This window comes from Lysobacter sp. 1R34A, from assembly GCF_051217035.1.
Lineage (GTDB): Bacteria > Pseudomonadota > Gammaproteobacteria > Xanthomonadales > Xanthomonadaceae > Lysobacter.
The window spans coordinates 18,051-34,226 of record NZ_JBPKJP010000041.1 but is presented as its reverse complement, the minus strand read 5'-3'; the positions used below and the strand labels follow the sequence as shown (position 1 = coordinate 34,226).

The window sequence follows — 16,176 nt, the reverse complement described above, 5'->3', positions numbered from 1 at the left end:
TCGACCCGGCGCCGCCGGCGCAGACCGGCGCCCGGTCCGAAAACGGCCAGCCGGTCCAGGCCGCACTCGCCGGCGGCGACGGAGCGGCCAGCGAAATCCTGCTCGAGCCCGGCGCGGCCGCGCCGATCCCGGTGCTCAGCGCGCCGGACCTGGAAGCCTACGTCGACGGCCTGGTGCCGTTGGCGATCGCGCGCGGCGGACTCGCCGGCGCGGTCGTGGTGGTGGTGCGCGACGGCCAGGTGCTGTTGGCGAAAGGCTACGGCTACGCCGACGTGGAGCAGCGCAAGCCGATGGACGCCGCGCGCACCCTGGTGCGCCCGGGCTCGATCTCGAAATTGTTCGTCTGGACCGCGGCGATGCAGTTGGTCGAGCAGGGCAAGCTCGACCTCGACGCCGACGTCAACCGCTACCTCGACTTCACGATCCGCGACTACGCCGGCCAGCCGGCGACGATGCGCCAGCTGATGACCCACACCGCCGGTTTCGAGGAATCGGCCAAGCATCTGTTCGCCGCCGACCCATCGCGGCTGTTGCCGCTCGAGCGGTATCTGAAGCGGGTGCAGCCCGAACGCATCTATCCGCCCGGCAAGGTGCCGGCGTATTCCAACTACGGCGCCGCGCTCGCCGCCTACATCGTCCAGCGCATCAGCAAGCAGCCTTTCGACGACTACATCGAAGCCAAGGTGTTCGCGCCGCTGCGCATGCGCCAGTCCAGCTTCCGCCAGCCGCTGCCGAAGGGCCTCGCCGGCGACATGGCCAAGAGCTACAGCGCCGCCGGCGCCGCGCCGATTCCGTTTGAGCTGGTCAACCCGGCGCCCGCCGGCAGCCTGTCGACCACCGGCCTGGACATGGCGCGTTTCATGATCGCGCAGCTCGACGAACGCGGCGCCGGCGCGGCGCCGATCCTGCAACCGCACAGCCTGCAGACCCTGCATGCGACCGCGTCGCGGCCGATCCCGGGCCTGGATGCGATGGCACTGGGGTTTTTTCGTCGCGACACGCGCGGCCCGGTGGCGATCGGCCACGGCGGCGCGACCGAGGCTTTCCAGAGCAATCTGGTGTTGCTGCCGGCGCACGGGCTCGGCTTGTTCGTGTCCGCCGACGGCCCCGGCAGCGCCGGGCGCGCGCTGCATCGCGACCTGATCCAGGGCGTGATTCAGCGTTATTTCCCGGTGCGTGCGGCGCAGCAGCCGACGCTGCCGACGGCGCGTCTGCACGCCGAGCAACTCGCCGGCCGCTACGAGAGCAGCCGTTCGTCGAGCAGCAATTTCCTCGCTATCGCGCGCCTGCTCGGCAGCGCCAAGATCGAGGTCAACGACGACGACACCCTGAGCGTGTCGGCGTTCCGCACGCCCGACGGCCGGCCCAAGCGTTGGCGCGAAGTCGAGCCCTATGTCTGGCGCGAAGTCGGCGGCGACAGCCTGCTCGCGGCCAAGCTCGACGGCAACCAGGTGATCGCGGTCAGCAGCGACGACGTGCCGGCGGCGATGTGGTTGCAGCCGGTGCCGGGCTGGCGTTCGCCGGGCTGGATGCTGCCGCTGTTGTGCCTCGCGCTCGCGGTGCAGGCGCTGGCGGTGCTGTTGTGGCCGGTCGCGGCGCTGGTGCGCCGCCACACCCAACGGCGATTGCTGCTGAGCGAACGCGATCGCCGCCTGCGCTTGCTGAGTTTCCTCGGCTTGATCGGCAATCTCGCGCTGGCCTTGCTGTGGCTGTGGATCGTCGTCCGCATCGACGCTTCGGTGCGGATGCTCGACGGCGCGCTCGATCCCTGGATTCGCCTCGCTCAGTTGCTGGGGCTGGCGAGCGTGGCGACGGCGCTGGTCGCAGTGCTCAACGCGCGCGCGGTGTGGCGCGCGTCGCCGCAGCGCCTGCGCCGGGTCTGCGCGATCGCGGTCGCCGCGGCCAGCGTGGCGATGGTCTGGTACGTATTTGCGTTGCGGACGATGAGTTGGTCGCTGGTGTATTGAGTCGCCGCGGCGAGCATCGCCTGAAACGACGAGGCCGCGGAGCGATCCGCGGCCTCGTCGCTTGATGCGCGATGTCGCCCTCGGCTCAGCGCTTGCCCTTTTGCGCCGGCACGAAGTCCTCGCGCACCGCCTTGCCGAGCAGGTCCGGCGGCAGCAGGCCCTGGTCGAGCAGGTAGTTGTTGAACTTGAGCCGGTCGAAGCGATCGCCGAGCGCCAGTTCGGTTTCCATGCGCAGTTCCAGGATGCGGCTGTAGCCGTAGAAATAGCTGCCGGCCTGGCCCGGTGCGCGGAACATGTAGCGGTCGAGTTCCTGCTTGGCCATCGCCTCGGACAGGCCGACCTGCTCGGACAGCACCCGCCCGGCGTTGGCGCGGTCGGTGAGGCCGAGGTTGAGCATCGGGTCGAGGATCGCGCGCGCCGCGCGCAGCAGGCGGAACTGCAGCGCGATCAGCTGCCCGTCGAGCGGCTCGTACGGCACCATCTCGGCTTCGGCATACAGCGCCCAACCTTCGACGTTGACCGAGTTGAAGGCGAACATCGAACGCGCCAGCGAGATGCCGCGCTCGACCATCGCGGTGAACTGCAGTTCGTGGCCCGGGCGGCCCTCGTGCGCGGACAGGGTCCAGGCCACCGACTCGTAGTTGAAGTCGTCGTACTGCAGGGCCTTGCCGTCGGGGCTCGGCACCGACAGCGGCAGCACGAACTGGCCTTGTTGGCCGGTGTTGCCGACCAGCGGCGCCGGCAGGAAGTGCGGCGCCGGCTGCGCCGCCGATTCGGCCTCGCTGCCCAGGCGCATCACCATCGGCCGCTGCGGCACGTCGACGATCCTCTGCTCGCGGATGATCGGGTCGATCGCGTCGATCACCTTGCGATAGCGCGGTTCGAGCTGGTCGTTGGGGATGGTGTCGCGCTTGAGCGCGCGTATGACCTGCACATAGTCCTGCGGGTCGGCGACCTTGAGCCCCTTGGCCTTAGCGACCAGCGGCGCGAGTTGCGCCATCGCCGCGCGGGTTTCCATGAACTCGACCTGGGCGCGGCGGATCAGCAACTGCGGGTCGACGTCGATGCCGAACTGCTTGAGCGAATAAGCGTACAGCTCGGGCGGCAGGCGCGCATCGCTGCGCGCCTTCGGCAGCACCGTGCTGCGGGTCCACTGGCCGTACTCGCGCAGTTGGGTCTCCATCGCCTTCAGCGCCGGCTCGGCGCCGCCGATCTTGTATTTCTCGAACAGCTTGCGGATGCCGGCGACATAGGTGTCGACGTTGCTCAGGGCCTGCTCGACTTCGAGCTTGGTCGGCTGCAGCAGGTTGGTATCGCTCAGGCGCTCCTCGTAGCGCTGGCGCGCGAGCACGGTCAGCGGCTCGCTGCCCGGCGCCAGGCCGACATAGGCGTTCAGGCGCGCGAGCGCGGCGCCGTGGCGTTCGGGGGTCTGCTCCGACAGCAGCGCCTGCATGCCCGAGAACACGGTCTGCGGCGCGTCGAACCACGGCAGCATCAGGCGCTCGTTGAGCGCGCTGCCTTCGATGTTGTCCTCGGCGGCCTGGATCATGATCTGCAGGTCCTGGCGCACGTCGGCGTTGCGCTCGACTTCGAGCTTGGCCTGCAGCCCGCGCTTGGCCTCGGCCATCGCCGCGCGGAAGCGCTTGCCGACCTCGGGCTTGAGGTCGCTGACCTTGTCGTCGTAGCCGGGCACGCCGAAGAACGACATCTGTTCGGGGGCGAAACGGCCCTGGGCTTCGATCAGGATCTTGGCGTATTCGTTGCTCTGCGCGACCCAGGCCGGCACCGGCTTGGCGGCGGCTTGCGGTGCAGCCTTCGGCGCGGGGGCGGCTTCGGCGGGGGCGAAGGCGAGTGTGGGCGCGGACAGCGCCAGGGCGACGGCGAAAACGAGCGGCTTCATGAGGTGGCTCACTGGGTTGAAGTGGCCAGCATCGGCGCGGCGGCGCGCCGGGCCAAGCGCCGAAGGTCATGCGGCGGGGCGGGATCGACCGGAGAACAACGAGTTCGAGCGGGCCGGGACCGCCACGACGATGCTGCGCCGGGCGGTCTGGCGAAGGGGCGTGGTCTAAGCGCTCACAGCAGATCGATCGAGGTGTGGTCCGCGTCGAGATTGACCCGCATCACGTGATAGCGCCAGGCGCCCTGCTCCTTGACCGCTTCGATCTGCACGTCGCCCTTGCCCTTCGGGCCGCGCACGAAGATGAACAGCTTGGCCACGCCGTCCTCCTTCGGCTCGACCGCGCCGAGCACGAAGGTGTCCTCGAGCGGCTCGCCGAGCGCGGCTTTCACTTCGGGATTCGCGCGCGCCCGGTCCATCGCCTCGATGAAGGGCGGGGTGTAGCGCATGGAATCCATCACCGAATAAGTCATCCATGCCCCGATCGCGAGGCTCAGGGTGAACAACGTGCCCAGGGCCAGCAGCAGGGTCAGGATCCAGTGACGCTGTACCCAGGGCTTGCGATAAGGCGCGGCGGGACGGGAGGCGTTCATGGCAGGGCATCCATTCGGTGGGCGTCGGCGCGCTCAGGGCTTGAGGCAGCGGTCGAAGAAGTCTTCGGTCAGGCGCAGCCGGTGCAGGTTGTCGCGGCCGCGCAGGCCGTGCTTGGCGCCCGGATAGGTCATCAGCTCGAACGGTTGGCCGCGTTGTTGCAGAGCGCTCATCAGCACGGTCGAGTTGGTGAACAGGACGTTGTCGTCGGCCATGCCGTGGATCAGCAACAGCTTCGAGGTCAGCCCGTCGATGTGCTCGAGCACGCGGCCTTCGCGATAGCCCTCGGGGTTGGCCTTCGGCAAGCCCATGTAGCGCTCGGTGTAGTGCGTGTCGTACAGGCCCCAGTCGGTGACCGGCGCGCCGGCGACGCCGCAGGCGTAGCGGTCGCTGGCCTTCGCCAGCAGCATCAAGGTCATGTAGCCGCCGTTGGACCACCCGTAGACGCCGATCTTGTCGCCGTCGACCCAGGGCTGTGACTGCAACCACTCGACGCCCTTGAGCTGGTCGGCCACTTCCACCGTCCCCTGCTTGCCGTACAGCGCGCCGCCGAAGGCCGCGCCGCGGCGCGGCGTGCCGCGGTTGTCGATCGAGAACACCACGTAGCCGCGCTGGGCCAGGTACTGGTTGAAGTCCGGCGACCAAGTGCGCTTGACGGTCTGGGTGGCCGGGCCGCCGTAGACGTAGACCACCACCGGATAGCGCCGGCCCGGGTCGAAGCCGGTCGGCTTGATCAGGCTGTAATGCAGCGGGGTCTTGCCGTCGGCGGCGCGGATGGTGCCGTATTCGACCGGGCGCTGCGCGGCGCGGTACGGCGCGAACGGATGCGCGGCGTCGTCGAGATCGTTGTCGATCAGTGCGGCGATGCGGGTGCCGTCGTTGCGGTACAGCTCCAGCTGCGGCGGCGTGGTCGGGTTCGACCAGGCGTCGACGTAGACCTTGGCGTTGTCGGCGAAGCTGGCCGAGTGGTACCCGTCGGCCTTGGACAGGCGTTCGACCGGGCCGCCGGCGAGGGCGACGCGATAAACCTGGCTGTCGAGCGGCGAGTCCTTGCCGGCGGCGAAATAGACCTGGCCGGCGTCTTCGTCGACCGCGAGCACGCTGTCGACCGGCCAGTCGCCGGAGGTCAGCGCGGTCGCCTTGCCGTCGTCGCCGAGCAGGTACAGATGCTCATGGCCGCTGCGCTCGCTGTTCCACAGCAGGCGGCCGTCCTTGAGGAAGCGCAGGTCGTTGTGCAACGGCACCCAGGTCTTGGAGCGCTCGCTGACCAGGGTGCGCTGCTTGCCGCTGCCGAGGTCGGTCTCGATCAGCTCGAGCAGGTGCTGGTCGCGCGACTGGCGCTGGAAGGTCAGGCGCTGCGGATCGCGCCAATCGACGCGGGCCAGGTAGATGTCCGGGTTCTTGCCGAGATCGATCTCGCGCGGCGCGGCCTTGGCGCCGACCGGCGCGACCAGCAGGCGCACGCCGACGTTCGCGTCGCCGGCCGCCGGATAACGCTGCTCGACCACGTCGGTGCGGTCCGGGTAGACCTCGTAGCGCTTCTGCACCGGCACCGCCGATTCGTCGATCCGCGCATAAGCGATCGCGCTGTCGTCGGGCGCCCACCAGTAACCGGTGTGGCGGTCCATTTCCTCGTCGGCCACGAATTCGGCCACGCCGTTGCCGATGGTGTCGCTGCCGTCGAAGGTGAGCTGGGTCGCCTTGCCGTCGGCCAGGCCGATCACCCACAGGTTGCGCTCGCGCACGAAGCTGACGTAGCCGCCCTTCGGCGACAGCTTGGGATCGGTGGCGAAGCCTTCGCCGTGGGTGAGCTTGCGCACCGCGGCCTTGCCCGACTTGCCCAGGTCGTACAGGTAAAGCTCGCCGCCGAGCGGGAACAGCAGGCGCTTGCCGTCGGGCGACCACTGGTAGTCGACGATGCCCGACAGCGCGGCGATGCGCTGGCGTTCGCGGCGCGCCTTCTCGGCGTCGCTGAGCACTTCCGCGCCCGGCAGCACGTCGTCGGAATCGACCAGCAGCTCGGTCTTGCCGCTGGCGATGTCGTACGCCCACAGGTCGAGGCGGTTCTTGTCGCGCTGCTTGCCGCGCAGGAAACCGACCCGGCTGCCGTCGGGCGCGATCTTGGCCTTGACCAGGCTCGGCCCCGACAGGGGCGCATCGCCGGTCAGCGCTTCCAGGGTCAGCCGCCCCGGCGCCGGCGCGGTGGCGGGCGTGGCGGCGAGGGCGAGGCTGGGCGTGGCGGCGATCGACATGGCGAGCAGGCAGGAAGCGAGGCGGTTGTTCATGCGGGCGAGGGTTCCGGAGCGTGGCGGCGAGGCGTCAAGGGGATGGGGCCGGCGTGCCGAACAGATGGCGGCGCATCTCCTCGGTCATCGTACGGTCGGCACGGTAGGCCTGGCCCATCTCGTAGGCGCGCCCGAACGCCGGGCGCGACGACAGCGCGTCGTGCCAGCGCTGCACGTTCGGGTAAGCGCTCAGGTCGACGTGATGCCATTCGTGCTCGCGGGTCCAGGGGTAACAGGCGAAATCGGCGATGCTGAGTGTATCGGCGGCGACGAACTCGCGCCCGGCCAGGCGCCGGTCGAGCACGCCGTACAGGCGCTCGGTCTCGCGCTGGTAGCGGTCGATCGCATACGGCACCTTTTCCGGCGCGTAGCGGTTGAAGTGATGGTTCTGGCCCAGCATCGGGCCGTAGCCGCCGACCTGCCAGAACAGCCATTCGCCGACCTCGACCTGCCCGCGCAGGTCGGCGGGCAGGAACAAGCCGCTCTTGGCCGCCAGATACTGCAAGATCGCCCCGGACTCGAACACGCTGATCGGCGCGCCGCCATCCGCCGGGGCATGGTCGACGATCGCCGGCATGCGGTTGTTCGGCGAAATGCGCAGGAATTCGGGCTTGAACTGGTCGCCGGCGCCGATGTCGACCGGCTTGATCGCATAGTCGAGCCCGGCCCCCGCCTGCTGGGCTTCTTCCAGGAACAGAGTGATCTTGTGGCCGTTAGGGGTCGGCCAGTAATAAAGGTCGATCATCGGCAACTCCGCGTCGAAAGGCCGCAGTGTAAGCGCGGCTCCGCGGCCGCGGCGGCCCGGCCGGTGGAATGGCGTGTGCCGGCGGCGCTGTGTCGCGGCGCGGCCGGCTCCGACTGCAGCTCCGGCTGAACCTCGGGCCGGCCCGACGTGGCGGCGTCATCCCGGCCCGGCTACTCTTGGCCCCTGTATCGCTTCAGTTACGGGCTTCGCATGACCGATCCAAAGATCAACCGACTCAATCCCCTGCCGGCGCTGATCTTCAGCTCGCGCTGGCTGCAGCTGCCGCTTTATCTGGGCCTGATCGTCGCCCAGGGCGTGTACGTCTTCCAGTTCGTCAAGGAACTGATCCACTTGGTGCACGACGCGGCGACGCTGACCGAGCAGGGGATCATGCTGATCGTGCTCGGCCTGATCGACGTGGTGATGATCTCCAACCTGCTGGTGATGGTGATCGTCGGCGGCTACGAAACCTTCGTCTCGCGCCTGCGCCTGGAAGGCCATCCCGACCAGCCCGAATGGCTGAGCCACGTCAATGCGAGCGTGCTCAAGGTCAAGCTGGCGATGGCGATCATCGGCATCTCCTCGATCCACCTGCTCAAGACCTTCATCGGCGCCGGCAGCCTCGGCCTGCCTTTGTGCGGCACGCCCGAAGCCTTCACCGCCGCGCAGGCCGCCGCGCTCGCCACCGCCAACGGCGTGGCCAACGCGACCGCGCGCTGCTCGGAGCTGACCTCCGACGGGGTGATGTGGCAGGCGATCATCCACTTCCTGTTCATCGTCTCGGCGATCGGCATCGCCTGGACCGACAAGCTCATGAGCACCACGGTGCAGAAGCCGGGCAAGTCCGCGCACTGAGCCGGGCGACGACGCGGCCGTCGGCTCAGCGCGCGCTGGGCGCGGCGGCCGGCCGCGGTCGCATGATCGCGCGCCGCAGCCGCACCGCGTCGGCGCGATCGGAAAAAACCAGGCGGCCGTCCTGGCTGCCGAGGCCGAGGGCGCGATACGCCGCCTGCGTCGACGGGAATTCGCGCATCGCCGCATGACGGCCGAACAGCTCGGCGAACACCTTGCCGCCGCCGAGCCGGTCGAGTTCGGCGACGAACTCGGCCGGGGCGACTTCGCGCTCGCCGTCCAGGCAGCAACGCGCATAACGCGACAGCACCGTGTCGAGGTCGAGGCGGCGTTCGCGTCGCAACGCCAGGTCCGCCTCGAGCCAGAACAGCGCGCCGCCCCAGTAGATGCGCATGGTGCTGGCGCGGTTCCAGCCGATCTCGCCCAGCGGCGCGCCGGCGCCGGCGGTGCGGCCGCGCGCGAAGCCGGCATCGAGCCGGCGCCAGGCCTCCTCGCCGTCGAGCTGGCCGGCGCGGGCGCGCAACACGTTCTGGTAATAGCTCGCCAGGCCCTCGGCGAGCCAGCGGCCGTCCCGGCCGAGATAGGGATGGAACAGGTGCGAGAGCTCGTGCACGGCGGTCCAGTCGTCGCGCAGTTCGTCGATGCCGGCGTCCGGGCGCACGTACAGCAGCACCGAGACGCCGTCGTCGCGCCGGGTCTGGCCCCAGGGCACCGGGCTGGGATCGCCGCGCCGGCCGCCCTGTCGGCCGGCGCCGTCGCGGCTTTGCCGGATCAGCACTTTCGCCTCGCGCAGCGGCAGCCGGCCGTAGGCGGTGAGGGCGGCGTCGGTGCATTCGGCGAGCCAGCGCTGCAGCTCATCGACGCGCGCGCGGTCGGTCACGCCCTCGACGATCACCCGCAGACGCGCATCGCCGACCCGGATCACCCGTTCATGGTCTTGGGCCCGGGCCGCCGCGTCCGCGCTGCAGGCGAGCACAGCGCCGCCGAGCAGGACGCAGGCGAACAGGCGGGGCAACGACGGCAGGCGGGCGGCCATGGTCTGCGTTGGAACGCGATGCGCTGCGAAGGTTCCCGTTTCCATCGCAGCTACAATAGCGGCATGGACGTATCGCATTTGCTCGACGCACTCAATCCCGCCCAGCGCGAAGCCGTTTCGGCACCTCCCGGTCATTACCTCGTGCTCGCCGGCGCCGGCAGCGGCAAGACCCGCGTGTTGACCCACCGCATCGCCTGGATCAACGAAGTCTTCGGCGTGCCGACCCACGGCATCCTCGCGGTGACTTTCACCAACAAGGCCGCCGGCGAAATGCGCGGCCGCGTCGACGCGCAACTGCGCCACGGCGCGCGCGGCATGTGGATCGGCACCTTCCACGGCCTGGCCCACCGCCTGCTGCGCCTGCACTGGCAGGAAGCCAAATTGCCGGAAGGCTTCCAGGTGCTCGACAGCGACGACCAACTGCGCCTGGTCAAGCGCGTGGTGCAGGCGCTGGAGCTCGACGAGACCCGCTTCCCGCCGCGCCAGATCGTGTGGTGGATCAACGCCCAGAAGGACGAAGGCCGGCGGCCGCGCAACATCCAGCCGGCCGGCGACGAATGGGCCGGCGTGATGCTGAGGTGCTACGAGGCCTACCAGGAACGCTGCGAACGCGCCGGCCTGGTCGATTTCGCCGAACTGCTGCTGCGCGCGCACGAGTTGCTGCGCGACAACGCGGCGCTGCTCGCGCACTACCGCAACCGCTTCCGCGAGATCCTGGTCGACGAGTTCCAGGACACCAACGCGATCCAGTACGCCTTCGTGCGGGTGCTCGCCGGCGACTCCGGCCGAGTGTTCGTGGTCGGCGACGACGACCAGGCCATCTACGGCTGGCGCGGCGCCAAGGTCGAAAACGTGCAGCGCTTCCTGCGCGACTTCCCCGGCGCCAGCACCATCCGCCTGGAGCAGAACTACCGCTCCAGCGCCAACATCCTCGATGCCGCCAACGCGGTCATCGCCCACAACCCGGACCGGCTCGGCAAGAAACTGTGGACCGACACCGGCCACGGCGAGGCGATCGACCTGTACGCGGCCTACAACGAGATGGACGAGGCGCGCTTCGTGGTCGAGCGCCTGCGCCAGTGGGTGCGCGACGGCGGCAGCTACGGCGACGTCGCCGTGCTCTACCGCAGCAACGCGCAATCGCGCGCCTACGAAGAAGCCCTGCTGTCGGAGCAGGTGCCGTACCGCGTCTACGGCGGCCAGCGCTTCTTCGAGCGCGCCGAAATCAAGGACACCCTGGCGTACCTGCGCATGATCGCCAACCGCGCCGACGACGCGGCGTTCGAGCGCGCGGTCAACACCCCGACCCGCGGCATCGGCGAGCGCACCCTCGACGAGGTGCGCAAGCGCGCCCGCGCCGACGCGGTCTCGCTGTGGGACGCGGCGCGGCGCATTTCCCAGGAGAACGGGCTCGCCGCGCGCGCGCGCAACGCCCTGGCCGGGTTCGCCATGCTGATCGACACGCTCGAAAACGACGTGGCCGAGATGCCGCTGCCGGAGAAGATCGACCACATCCTGCAGCGCTCGGGCCTGCGCGAGCATTACGCCAACGAGTCGCGCGGCCAGCTCGATTCGCGTACCGACAACCTCGACGAACTGGTCTCGGTGGCCTCGCGCTTCACCCGCACCGACGAGGACGAGGCCGCGGCGATGCCGGAGCTGATCGCCTTCCTCAGTTACGCCGCGCTCGAGGCCGGCGAAGGCCAGGCCCAGGCCGGCGAGGACGGGGTGCAGCTGATGACCCTGCACAGCGCCAAGGGCCTGGAGTTCCCGCTGGTGTTCCTCGGCGGTCTGGAAGAAGGCCTGTTCCCGAGCGGGCGTTCGACCGAGGAGTCCGGGCGGCTGGAAGAAGAGCGCCGCCTGGCCTATGTCGGCATCACCCGCGCGCGCGAAAAGCTGGTGCTGAGCTACGCCGAGACTCGCCGCATCCACGGCATGGACATGTACGGCGTGCCCTCGCGTTTCCTGCGCGAGATCCCGCCGGCCCTGCTCAACGAAGTGCGGCCGAAGGTGCAGGTATCGCGCCCGGTCCACGGCGCCGGCTCGCGCCGCGTCGATTACGGCCATGCCGCGATCGAAGCGCCGCCGGTCAAGCTCGGCTCGCAGGTGCGCCATGCCAGCTTCGGCACCGGCACGGTGACCGATTACGAAGGCACCGGCGCCCATGCGCGGGTGCAGGTCAACTTCGACGACGCCGGCAGCAAGTGGCTGGTGCTGGCCTACGCGAACCTGCAGCCACTCTAGTCAACGTTCGACGCGTCGACGAAGATGCGGGGCGGTTCCGGGCTTGCTTGGCGATGCGATTCACGGCCGGGAGTCCCGCACTCTTCTGCTTTCCAGCAGGTAGGTATCGCCGGCGTAAAGTGGACTCAGCGGCCCCGAAGCGCCCAGGTCGGTTGCGTGCTCCTCCCAATCGTCATCCCCGCGAAGGCGGGGATCCAGGGCCTTACCGAAGCATTACTCTGAACTCTCCCGATCCCCGCCTTCGCGGGGACGACAGCTCAAAGCGGCCGCCGGACCGGGCCGCCGCTCAAGCAAAGGAATGCATCATGAAACGAAACACCAGCGGATTTCTGCTGAGCCTGTCGGCGCTGTCGATCGCGGTGCTCGCGTTCGGCGACATCTACCTGTTCTCCAAGGTGTCGATCCGCCCCGGCTGGGCCGGGTTCCTGCCGCATTGGCTCGGGGTGTCGGATTTCATCGGCCTGTGCTGCCTCGCCCCGGCCGCTTTGTTGCCGGAACGTCTGCGCTCGGTCGCGGCGGCGCTGGCGAAATGCGTGGCGCTGGCGCCGTTGCCGGTGTTGATCGCGTACTCGATCGATCACGCCGATGCCGGGCTGTGGATGAATCTGCTGTTCAACTACGGCTGGGTCGGCCTGCAGTGCCTGATCCCGGCGACGATATGGTTCGTCGTGCGCAGCCTCGTCGAGGGCGTGCGCGCGCTGGCCAAGCGCGCGTACGACCGTTGAGCGCGACCGCAGCCCCGACCCAGGGCCGCGACTACGCCTCGCTCAGAACGCGTAGCGAACCACCAACTGGTAGACCGGGCCCGCCTTCTCGCTCTCGCGCTCGTACTCGTCGTAGTCGCGGTCCTGCTGATCGCCGAGCGTATCGAACTTGTGGAAAGCCTCGTCCTTGGAGGCATCGAGCAGGTTCGATCCGGTCAGCCGCACCGCCACCTGCGAGCCGAAGCGCTTCTCGACGAAAGCTTCCAGGTCGGCGCCGTAGCGCGTCGACACTTCCTCGCCGAGTACCCGCGAGGCGGCATCCCCCTGGCGGCGGTAACTCGCGCCGAACGACATGCCCAGGCTCGGCAGGTCCTGGATGAAGCCGACGTTGAGCACCGAGCGCGGCTGGTTGTTGAAGCGGCGCTGGCCGAAGTCGTCGTCGACCTCGCTGTCCAGCCAGGAGTAGTTGAGGAACACACCGGTGTCGGCCAGGCCCAGCGCGGTCAACGGCGTGGACAGGTCGAACTCGGCGCCGTAGACGCGGCCGTCGCCGACGTTGGCCGCGGTGTATACGAAGCTGTCCGGATCCAGCACCGGATAGCCGGGCGTGGCCGGGCCCGCGCCGGGGTGCTCGTCGAGAAATTCCTCGATCGCGTCCTCGTGATCGTCCAGCGCGGTCGCGCTGGGCCGGCCGGTGCCGACCACCTCGATCAAGTCGCGCACTTTGCGATAGAACAGGTTGAGGCCGACCACGCCGCGCCGGCCGAGCCGGCGTTCGTAGCCCAGGTCCAGCCCCCAGGCGGTTTCCGGGTGCAGCGCCGGATTGCCGAGGAAATCGTTGTCGCCGTATTCCTCCTCCAGGGTCAGCGGCAGCAACTGGTTGAAATCCGGCCGGCGCACGGTGCGCGCGATCGAGGCGCTGAGCCGGTCGTTGTCGCCGAGCTTGAAGCGCAGATGCGCCGAGGGCAGCAACAGGCCGTAGTCCTCGTCGATACGCACCGCATCTTCGTCGTTCCCGGCCAGGCTGCGGATCTTCGAGCGGGTGGTCTCGTAGCGCAGGCCGGTTTCCCAATCGATGCGGCCGCGCTGGCCGGAGAACATCAGGTAGGGGTCGAGGCGGCGTTCCTCGATCCGGCTGGCCTGGCGTTCGAACTCGGCATAGGCCGGCAAGGGCTCGCCTTCGTCCTCGGCCTCCACTTCGCTGGTGCGCAGCGAGGCCGTGCGGCGCTTGTCCAGGCCGTCGACGCCGAACTCCACCTTGGCCGCGCCGAATGCGCGGCGGTGGGCCAGCTTGAGGCTGAACTCGCTGTCGCGGGTGTCGCCGAGCAGCCGCGTGCCCTCGAAGCCGTCGAACGAGGGCGGACTGTCTTCGTCGTCGTAGCCGATTTCCTGCTCGGTGTCGCGGCGGCGGTCTTCGAAGCGGGCATAGCCCAGGTCGATCTCGCTGCGGCCGCCGGCCTGGTCGAAGGCATAGCGTGCGTTGAGGCTGGCGTTGTCCTGCTCGATGTCGACTTTCTGGTCGTTGATCGACAGCAGATCAGCGCGCGCCAGACTGGCCGGGTCGTTGTACTCGCGCGAATGCTCGGTTTCGGTGCGCTCGGTGCGCACGTAGAACCCGTCGACACTGAGCCGGCCGCTGCCGATCTCGCGGGAGTAGGACAGGTTGCCGGAATAGTCGGTGCCGTCGCGCACGTCGCTCTGGTCCTCGCGGTCGGCGAACTCGCCGTCGGGCGCGTCGTAACGCTCGCTGCGCTTGCGCTTGGGGTTGTGCCGGCCCTGCACGTTGAGGCCGCCGAGCAGGCGGCCGCCGCCGAATTCGCCGCTGCCGACCGCGCCCAGCACCGGCTTGATCTTGTCGTCGTCGAAGTACAGCGCGCCGGCGCGCAGATAGCCGCCGTCGAATTCGTAGGCATCGCGCAACACGATGTTGAGCGCGCCGGCGACGGCGTCGCCCGACCGGTTGGCGCTGGGGCTGCGGATGATCTCGATGCGTTCGACGAGTTCGGCCGGAATGCGGTCGACGTAGAACGAGCGGTCGCCGCCGGCGCCGGGCACCTTCTTGCCGTTGATCAGGATCTGGGTGTAGCCCGGGTCGAGGCCGCGCAGGCGTGCGCCGTCGTACTCGAGCACGTCGGAGACGAAACCCACGCTCGGTACGCGCTTGAGCATGTCGCCGACGGTCAGGGGTTCGAAGCGCTGGAAATAATCCAGTCCATAGCTCAGGGTCGGCGCGGTGGCCTCGCTGCGATCACGGTAGGCGATCTCCCCGGTCACCGTGACCCGGTCGAGTTCGGTCGCCGTGGCGGTGGTGGCGGGCGTCTCGGCGGCGAGGGCGGGCGCGGCGAGCGAGATCAGCACGGCGGCGCTGAGTGCGTGTGGGCTGAGCTTGAAACGTCGCGGGCTGCGCATGAAGTTCGCCGGTGAAGGGATGGCGAGCGTTGTAAGTCCACGCGATGGCAGGACGATGACTGTGTGCGCGATTTCTGCTTTTGCCGCGGCATGCGTACGGTGGCGCTGTCATGAAACCTGCATGTGACGCTTCTATAACAGCGTTCGGGGAATTGCCGCGAACTCAAGCATGCCGATGCGCTCAACACTGATCCTGTCCGTCGCCCTGGTCCTGGCCGGTTGCGCGACCTCGGACGCGCCGCGCGCGAACGCCGAGCCCGCTCAGGCCGGCTCTGCTCAGGCCGGCTCTGGCCGGGCCGCACCGGCTCAGACCGCGCAGCGCGAGCCCGACGAACGCGGCGTGGACGAAATCGATCCGTTGCTCGCGCGCGCCGCCATCGACCATCGGCAGATCGACGAGGCCTTCCTGACCCCGGCCACGCCGCAGGACAACATCGATTCGCCAGCGGTCTGGCGCGCACCGAACGGACGTTTGTGGCTGCTGGCGACCGCCAAGCAGGGCGATGCGCTGGTGATCTACGACGGCGACCGCGGCGATGCGGTCGGCCGGTACGGTCGCGAGGGCGGCGGCCTCGGCGAATTCCGCCGGCCCAACGGCATCGCCGTGTTCGGCGACCTGGCCTTCGTGGTCGAACGCGACAATCGCCGGGTGCAGGTGCTGTCGCTGTCGCTGCCGGCGGCGCCGCTGAATCTGCCGGGCATCGCCGACACGCGCACGCCGCAGCTGCGCGCCTTGACCGCCTTCGGTGCCGACCGGCTGCGGCAGCCCTACGGTCTGTGGGTGCGCGCCGTGAGCGCGGACGCCCTGGAAGTGATCGTCACCGACGCCTACATGGCCGGCAAGGACGCCCGCGGCGACGAGATTCCGCCGCCGCTGCAGCAACTGGACCGGCGCATGCAGCGCTATCGCCTGGAACTGGGCGGCGCCAACCCGGGCGTGCGCTACGTCGGCGCGTTCGGCGACACCGGCGCGGCCGGCGCGATCCGCGTGCCCGAATCGATCTGGGGCGACCCCGCGCACGATCGCCTGTTGATCGCCGAGGAAGACCTGGCCACCGGCACCGCGGTGCGCGACTACACCCTGGACGGGCGCTACCGCGGCCGGACCATCGGCCTGGGGCTGTTCAAGGCGCAGGCCGAAGGCATCGCGTTATGGCAGTGCGGCGACGGCAGCGGTTACTGGATCGCGACCGACCAATACAAGGATCGCAGCCTGTTTCACGTGTTCGACCGCGCCAGCCTGCGCCATCTGGGCGCGTTCGCCGGCGGTACCGTCGGCAACACCGACGGCGTGTGGCTGCAGCAGGCCGGCTCGACCCGTTTCCCCGACGGCGTGTTCTATGCGGTGCACGACGACCAGGCGGTCGGCGCCTTCGACTGGCGGGATATCGCGCGCGCGTTGAACCTGCGCAGCAGCTGCGAGGCGCGTCCCGCGGGTTGAGCTCG

The 16,176-nt window shown here is 69.2% G+C and carries 11 protein-coding genes; 5 read left to right on the top strand and 6 right to left on the bottom strand.

Annotated elements, in window-relative coordinates:
• On the top strand, window positions 1–1,967 hold a 1,967-nt coding region (locus tag ACSAMQ_RS11455; protein ID WP_435395760.1), incomplete at its 5' end, for a serine hydrolase domain-containing protein.
• A gap of 85 nt (window positions 1,968–2,052) precedes the next feature.
• Here the strand turns inward: ACSAMQ_RS11455 and ACSAMQ_RS11450 are convergent.
• The 4 genes from ACSAMQ_RS11450 to ACSAMQ_RS11435 all read right to left on the bottom strand — a co-directional run bounded on the left by ACSAMQ_RS11450 (window position 2,053) and on the right by ACSAMQ_RS11435 (window position 7,485).
• Window positions 2,053–3,867, bottom strand: a complete 1,815-nt coding sequence (locus ACSAMQ_RS11450; RefSeq protein ID WP_435395759.1) for a DUF885 domain-containing protein — start codon at window positions 3,865–3,867, stop codon at window positions 2,053–2,055.
• Window positions 3,868–4,040: 173 nt separating this feature from the next.
• The gene (locus tag ACSAMQ_RS11445) at window positions 4,041–4,457 is read right to left on the bottom strand and encodes a cytochrome c oxidase assembly factor Coa1 family protein (protein ID WP_435395758.1); all 417 of its coding nucleotides are present in this window, start codon (window positions 4,455–4,457) and stop codon (window positions 4,041–4,043) included.
• 33 nt (window positions 4,458–4,490) lie between these two features.
• Window positions 4,491–6,740: a DPP IV N-terminal domain-containing protein gene (locus tag ACSAMQ_RS11440; protein ID WP_435395757.1), complete on the bottom strand. Its 2,250-nt coding sequence runs from the start codon at window positions 6,738–6,740 to the stop codon at window positions 4,491–4,493.
• A gap of 34 nt (window positions 6,741–6,774) precedes the next feature.
• Window positions 6,775–7,485: a glutathione binding-like protein gene (locus tag ACSAMQ_RS11435; RefSeq protein ID WP_435395756.1), complete on the bottom strand. Its 711-nt coding sequence runs from the start codon at window positions 7,483–7,485 to the stop codon at window positions 6,775–6,777.
• 210 nt (window positions 7,486–7,695) lie between these two features.
• Between ACSAMQ_RS11435 and ACSAMQ_RS11430 the strand changes: the two genes are divergently transcribed.
• Window positions 7,696–8,340, top strand: coding sequence for a TIGR00645 family protein (locus tag ACSAMQ_RS11430; RefSeq protein ID WP_435395755.1), 645 nt, complete (start codon window positions 7,696–7,698; stop codon window positions 8,338–8,340).
• 25 nt (window positions 8,341–8,365) lie between these two features.
• Here the strand turns inward: ACSAMQ_RS11430 and ACSAMQ_RS11425 are convergent, their stop codons facing one another.
• Entirely contained in the window at window positions 8,366–9,373 is a 1,008-nt protein-coding gene (locus ACSAMQ_RS11425; protein ID WP_435395754.1) for a hypothetical protein, read from the bottom strand.
• A 63-nt stretch (window positions 9,374–9,436) separates the two neighbouring features.
• On the opposite strand from ACSAMQ_RS11425, the gene uvrD reads away from it, so the two are divergent.
• On the top strand, window positions 9,437–11,617 hold the full coding sequence (gene uvrD / locus ACSAMQ_RS11420) for a DNA helicase II (RefSeq protein WP_435395753.1): 2,181 nt from the start codon (window positions 9,437–9,439) through the stop codon (window positions 11,615–11,617).
• A 305-nt stretch (window positions 11,618–11,922) separates the two neighbouring features.
• Window positions 11,923–12,342 carry a hypothetical protein gene (locus ACSAMQ_RS11415; protein ID WP_435395752.1) on the top strand — a complete coding sequence of 140 codons (420 nt, stop codon included), beginning with the start codon at window positions 11,923–11,925 and terminating at the stop codon, window positions 12,340–12,342.
• Between the two features lie 42 nt (window positions 12,343–12,384).
• Here the strand turns inward: ACSAMQ_RS11415 and ACSAMQ_RS11410 are convergent, their stop codons facing one another.
• Window positions 12,385–14,730, bottom strand: coding sequence for a TonB-dependent receptor plug domain-containing protein (locus ACSAMQ_RS11410; protein ID WP_435395751.1), 2,346 nt, complete (start codon window positions 14,728–14,730; stop codon window positions 12,385–12,387).
• A 175-nt stretch (window positions 14,731–14,905) separates the two neighbouring features.
• Here ACSAMQ_RS11410 and ACSAMQ_RS11405 point away from each other — a divergent pair, with 175 nt between their 5' ends.
• Complete coding sequence (locus ACSAMQ_RS11405) at window positions 14,906–16,171, top strand: phytase (RefSeq protein ID WP_435395750.1); 1,266 nt, start codon at window positions 14,906–14,908, stop codon at window positions 16,169–16,171.
• The last annotated feature ends 5 nt before the right edge of the window (window positions 16,172–16,176 follow it).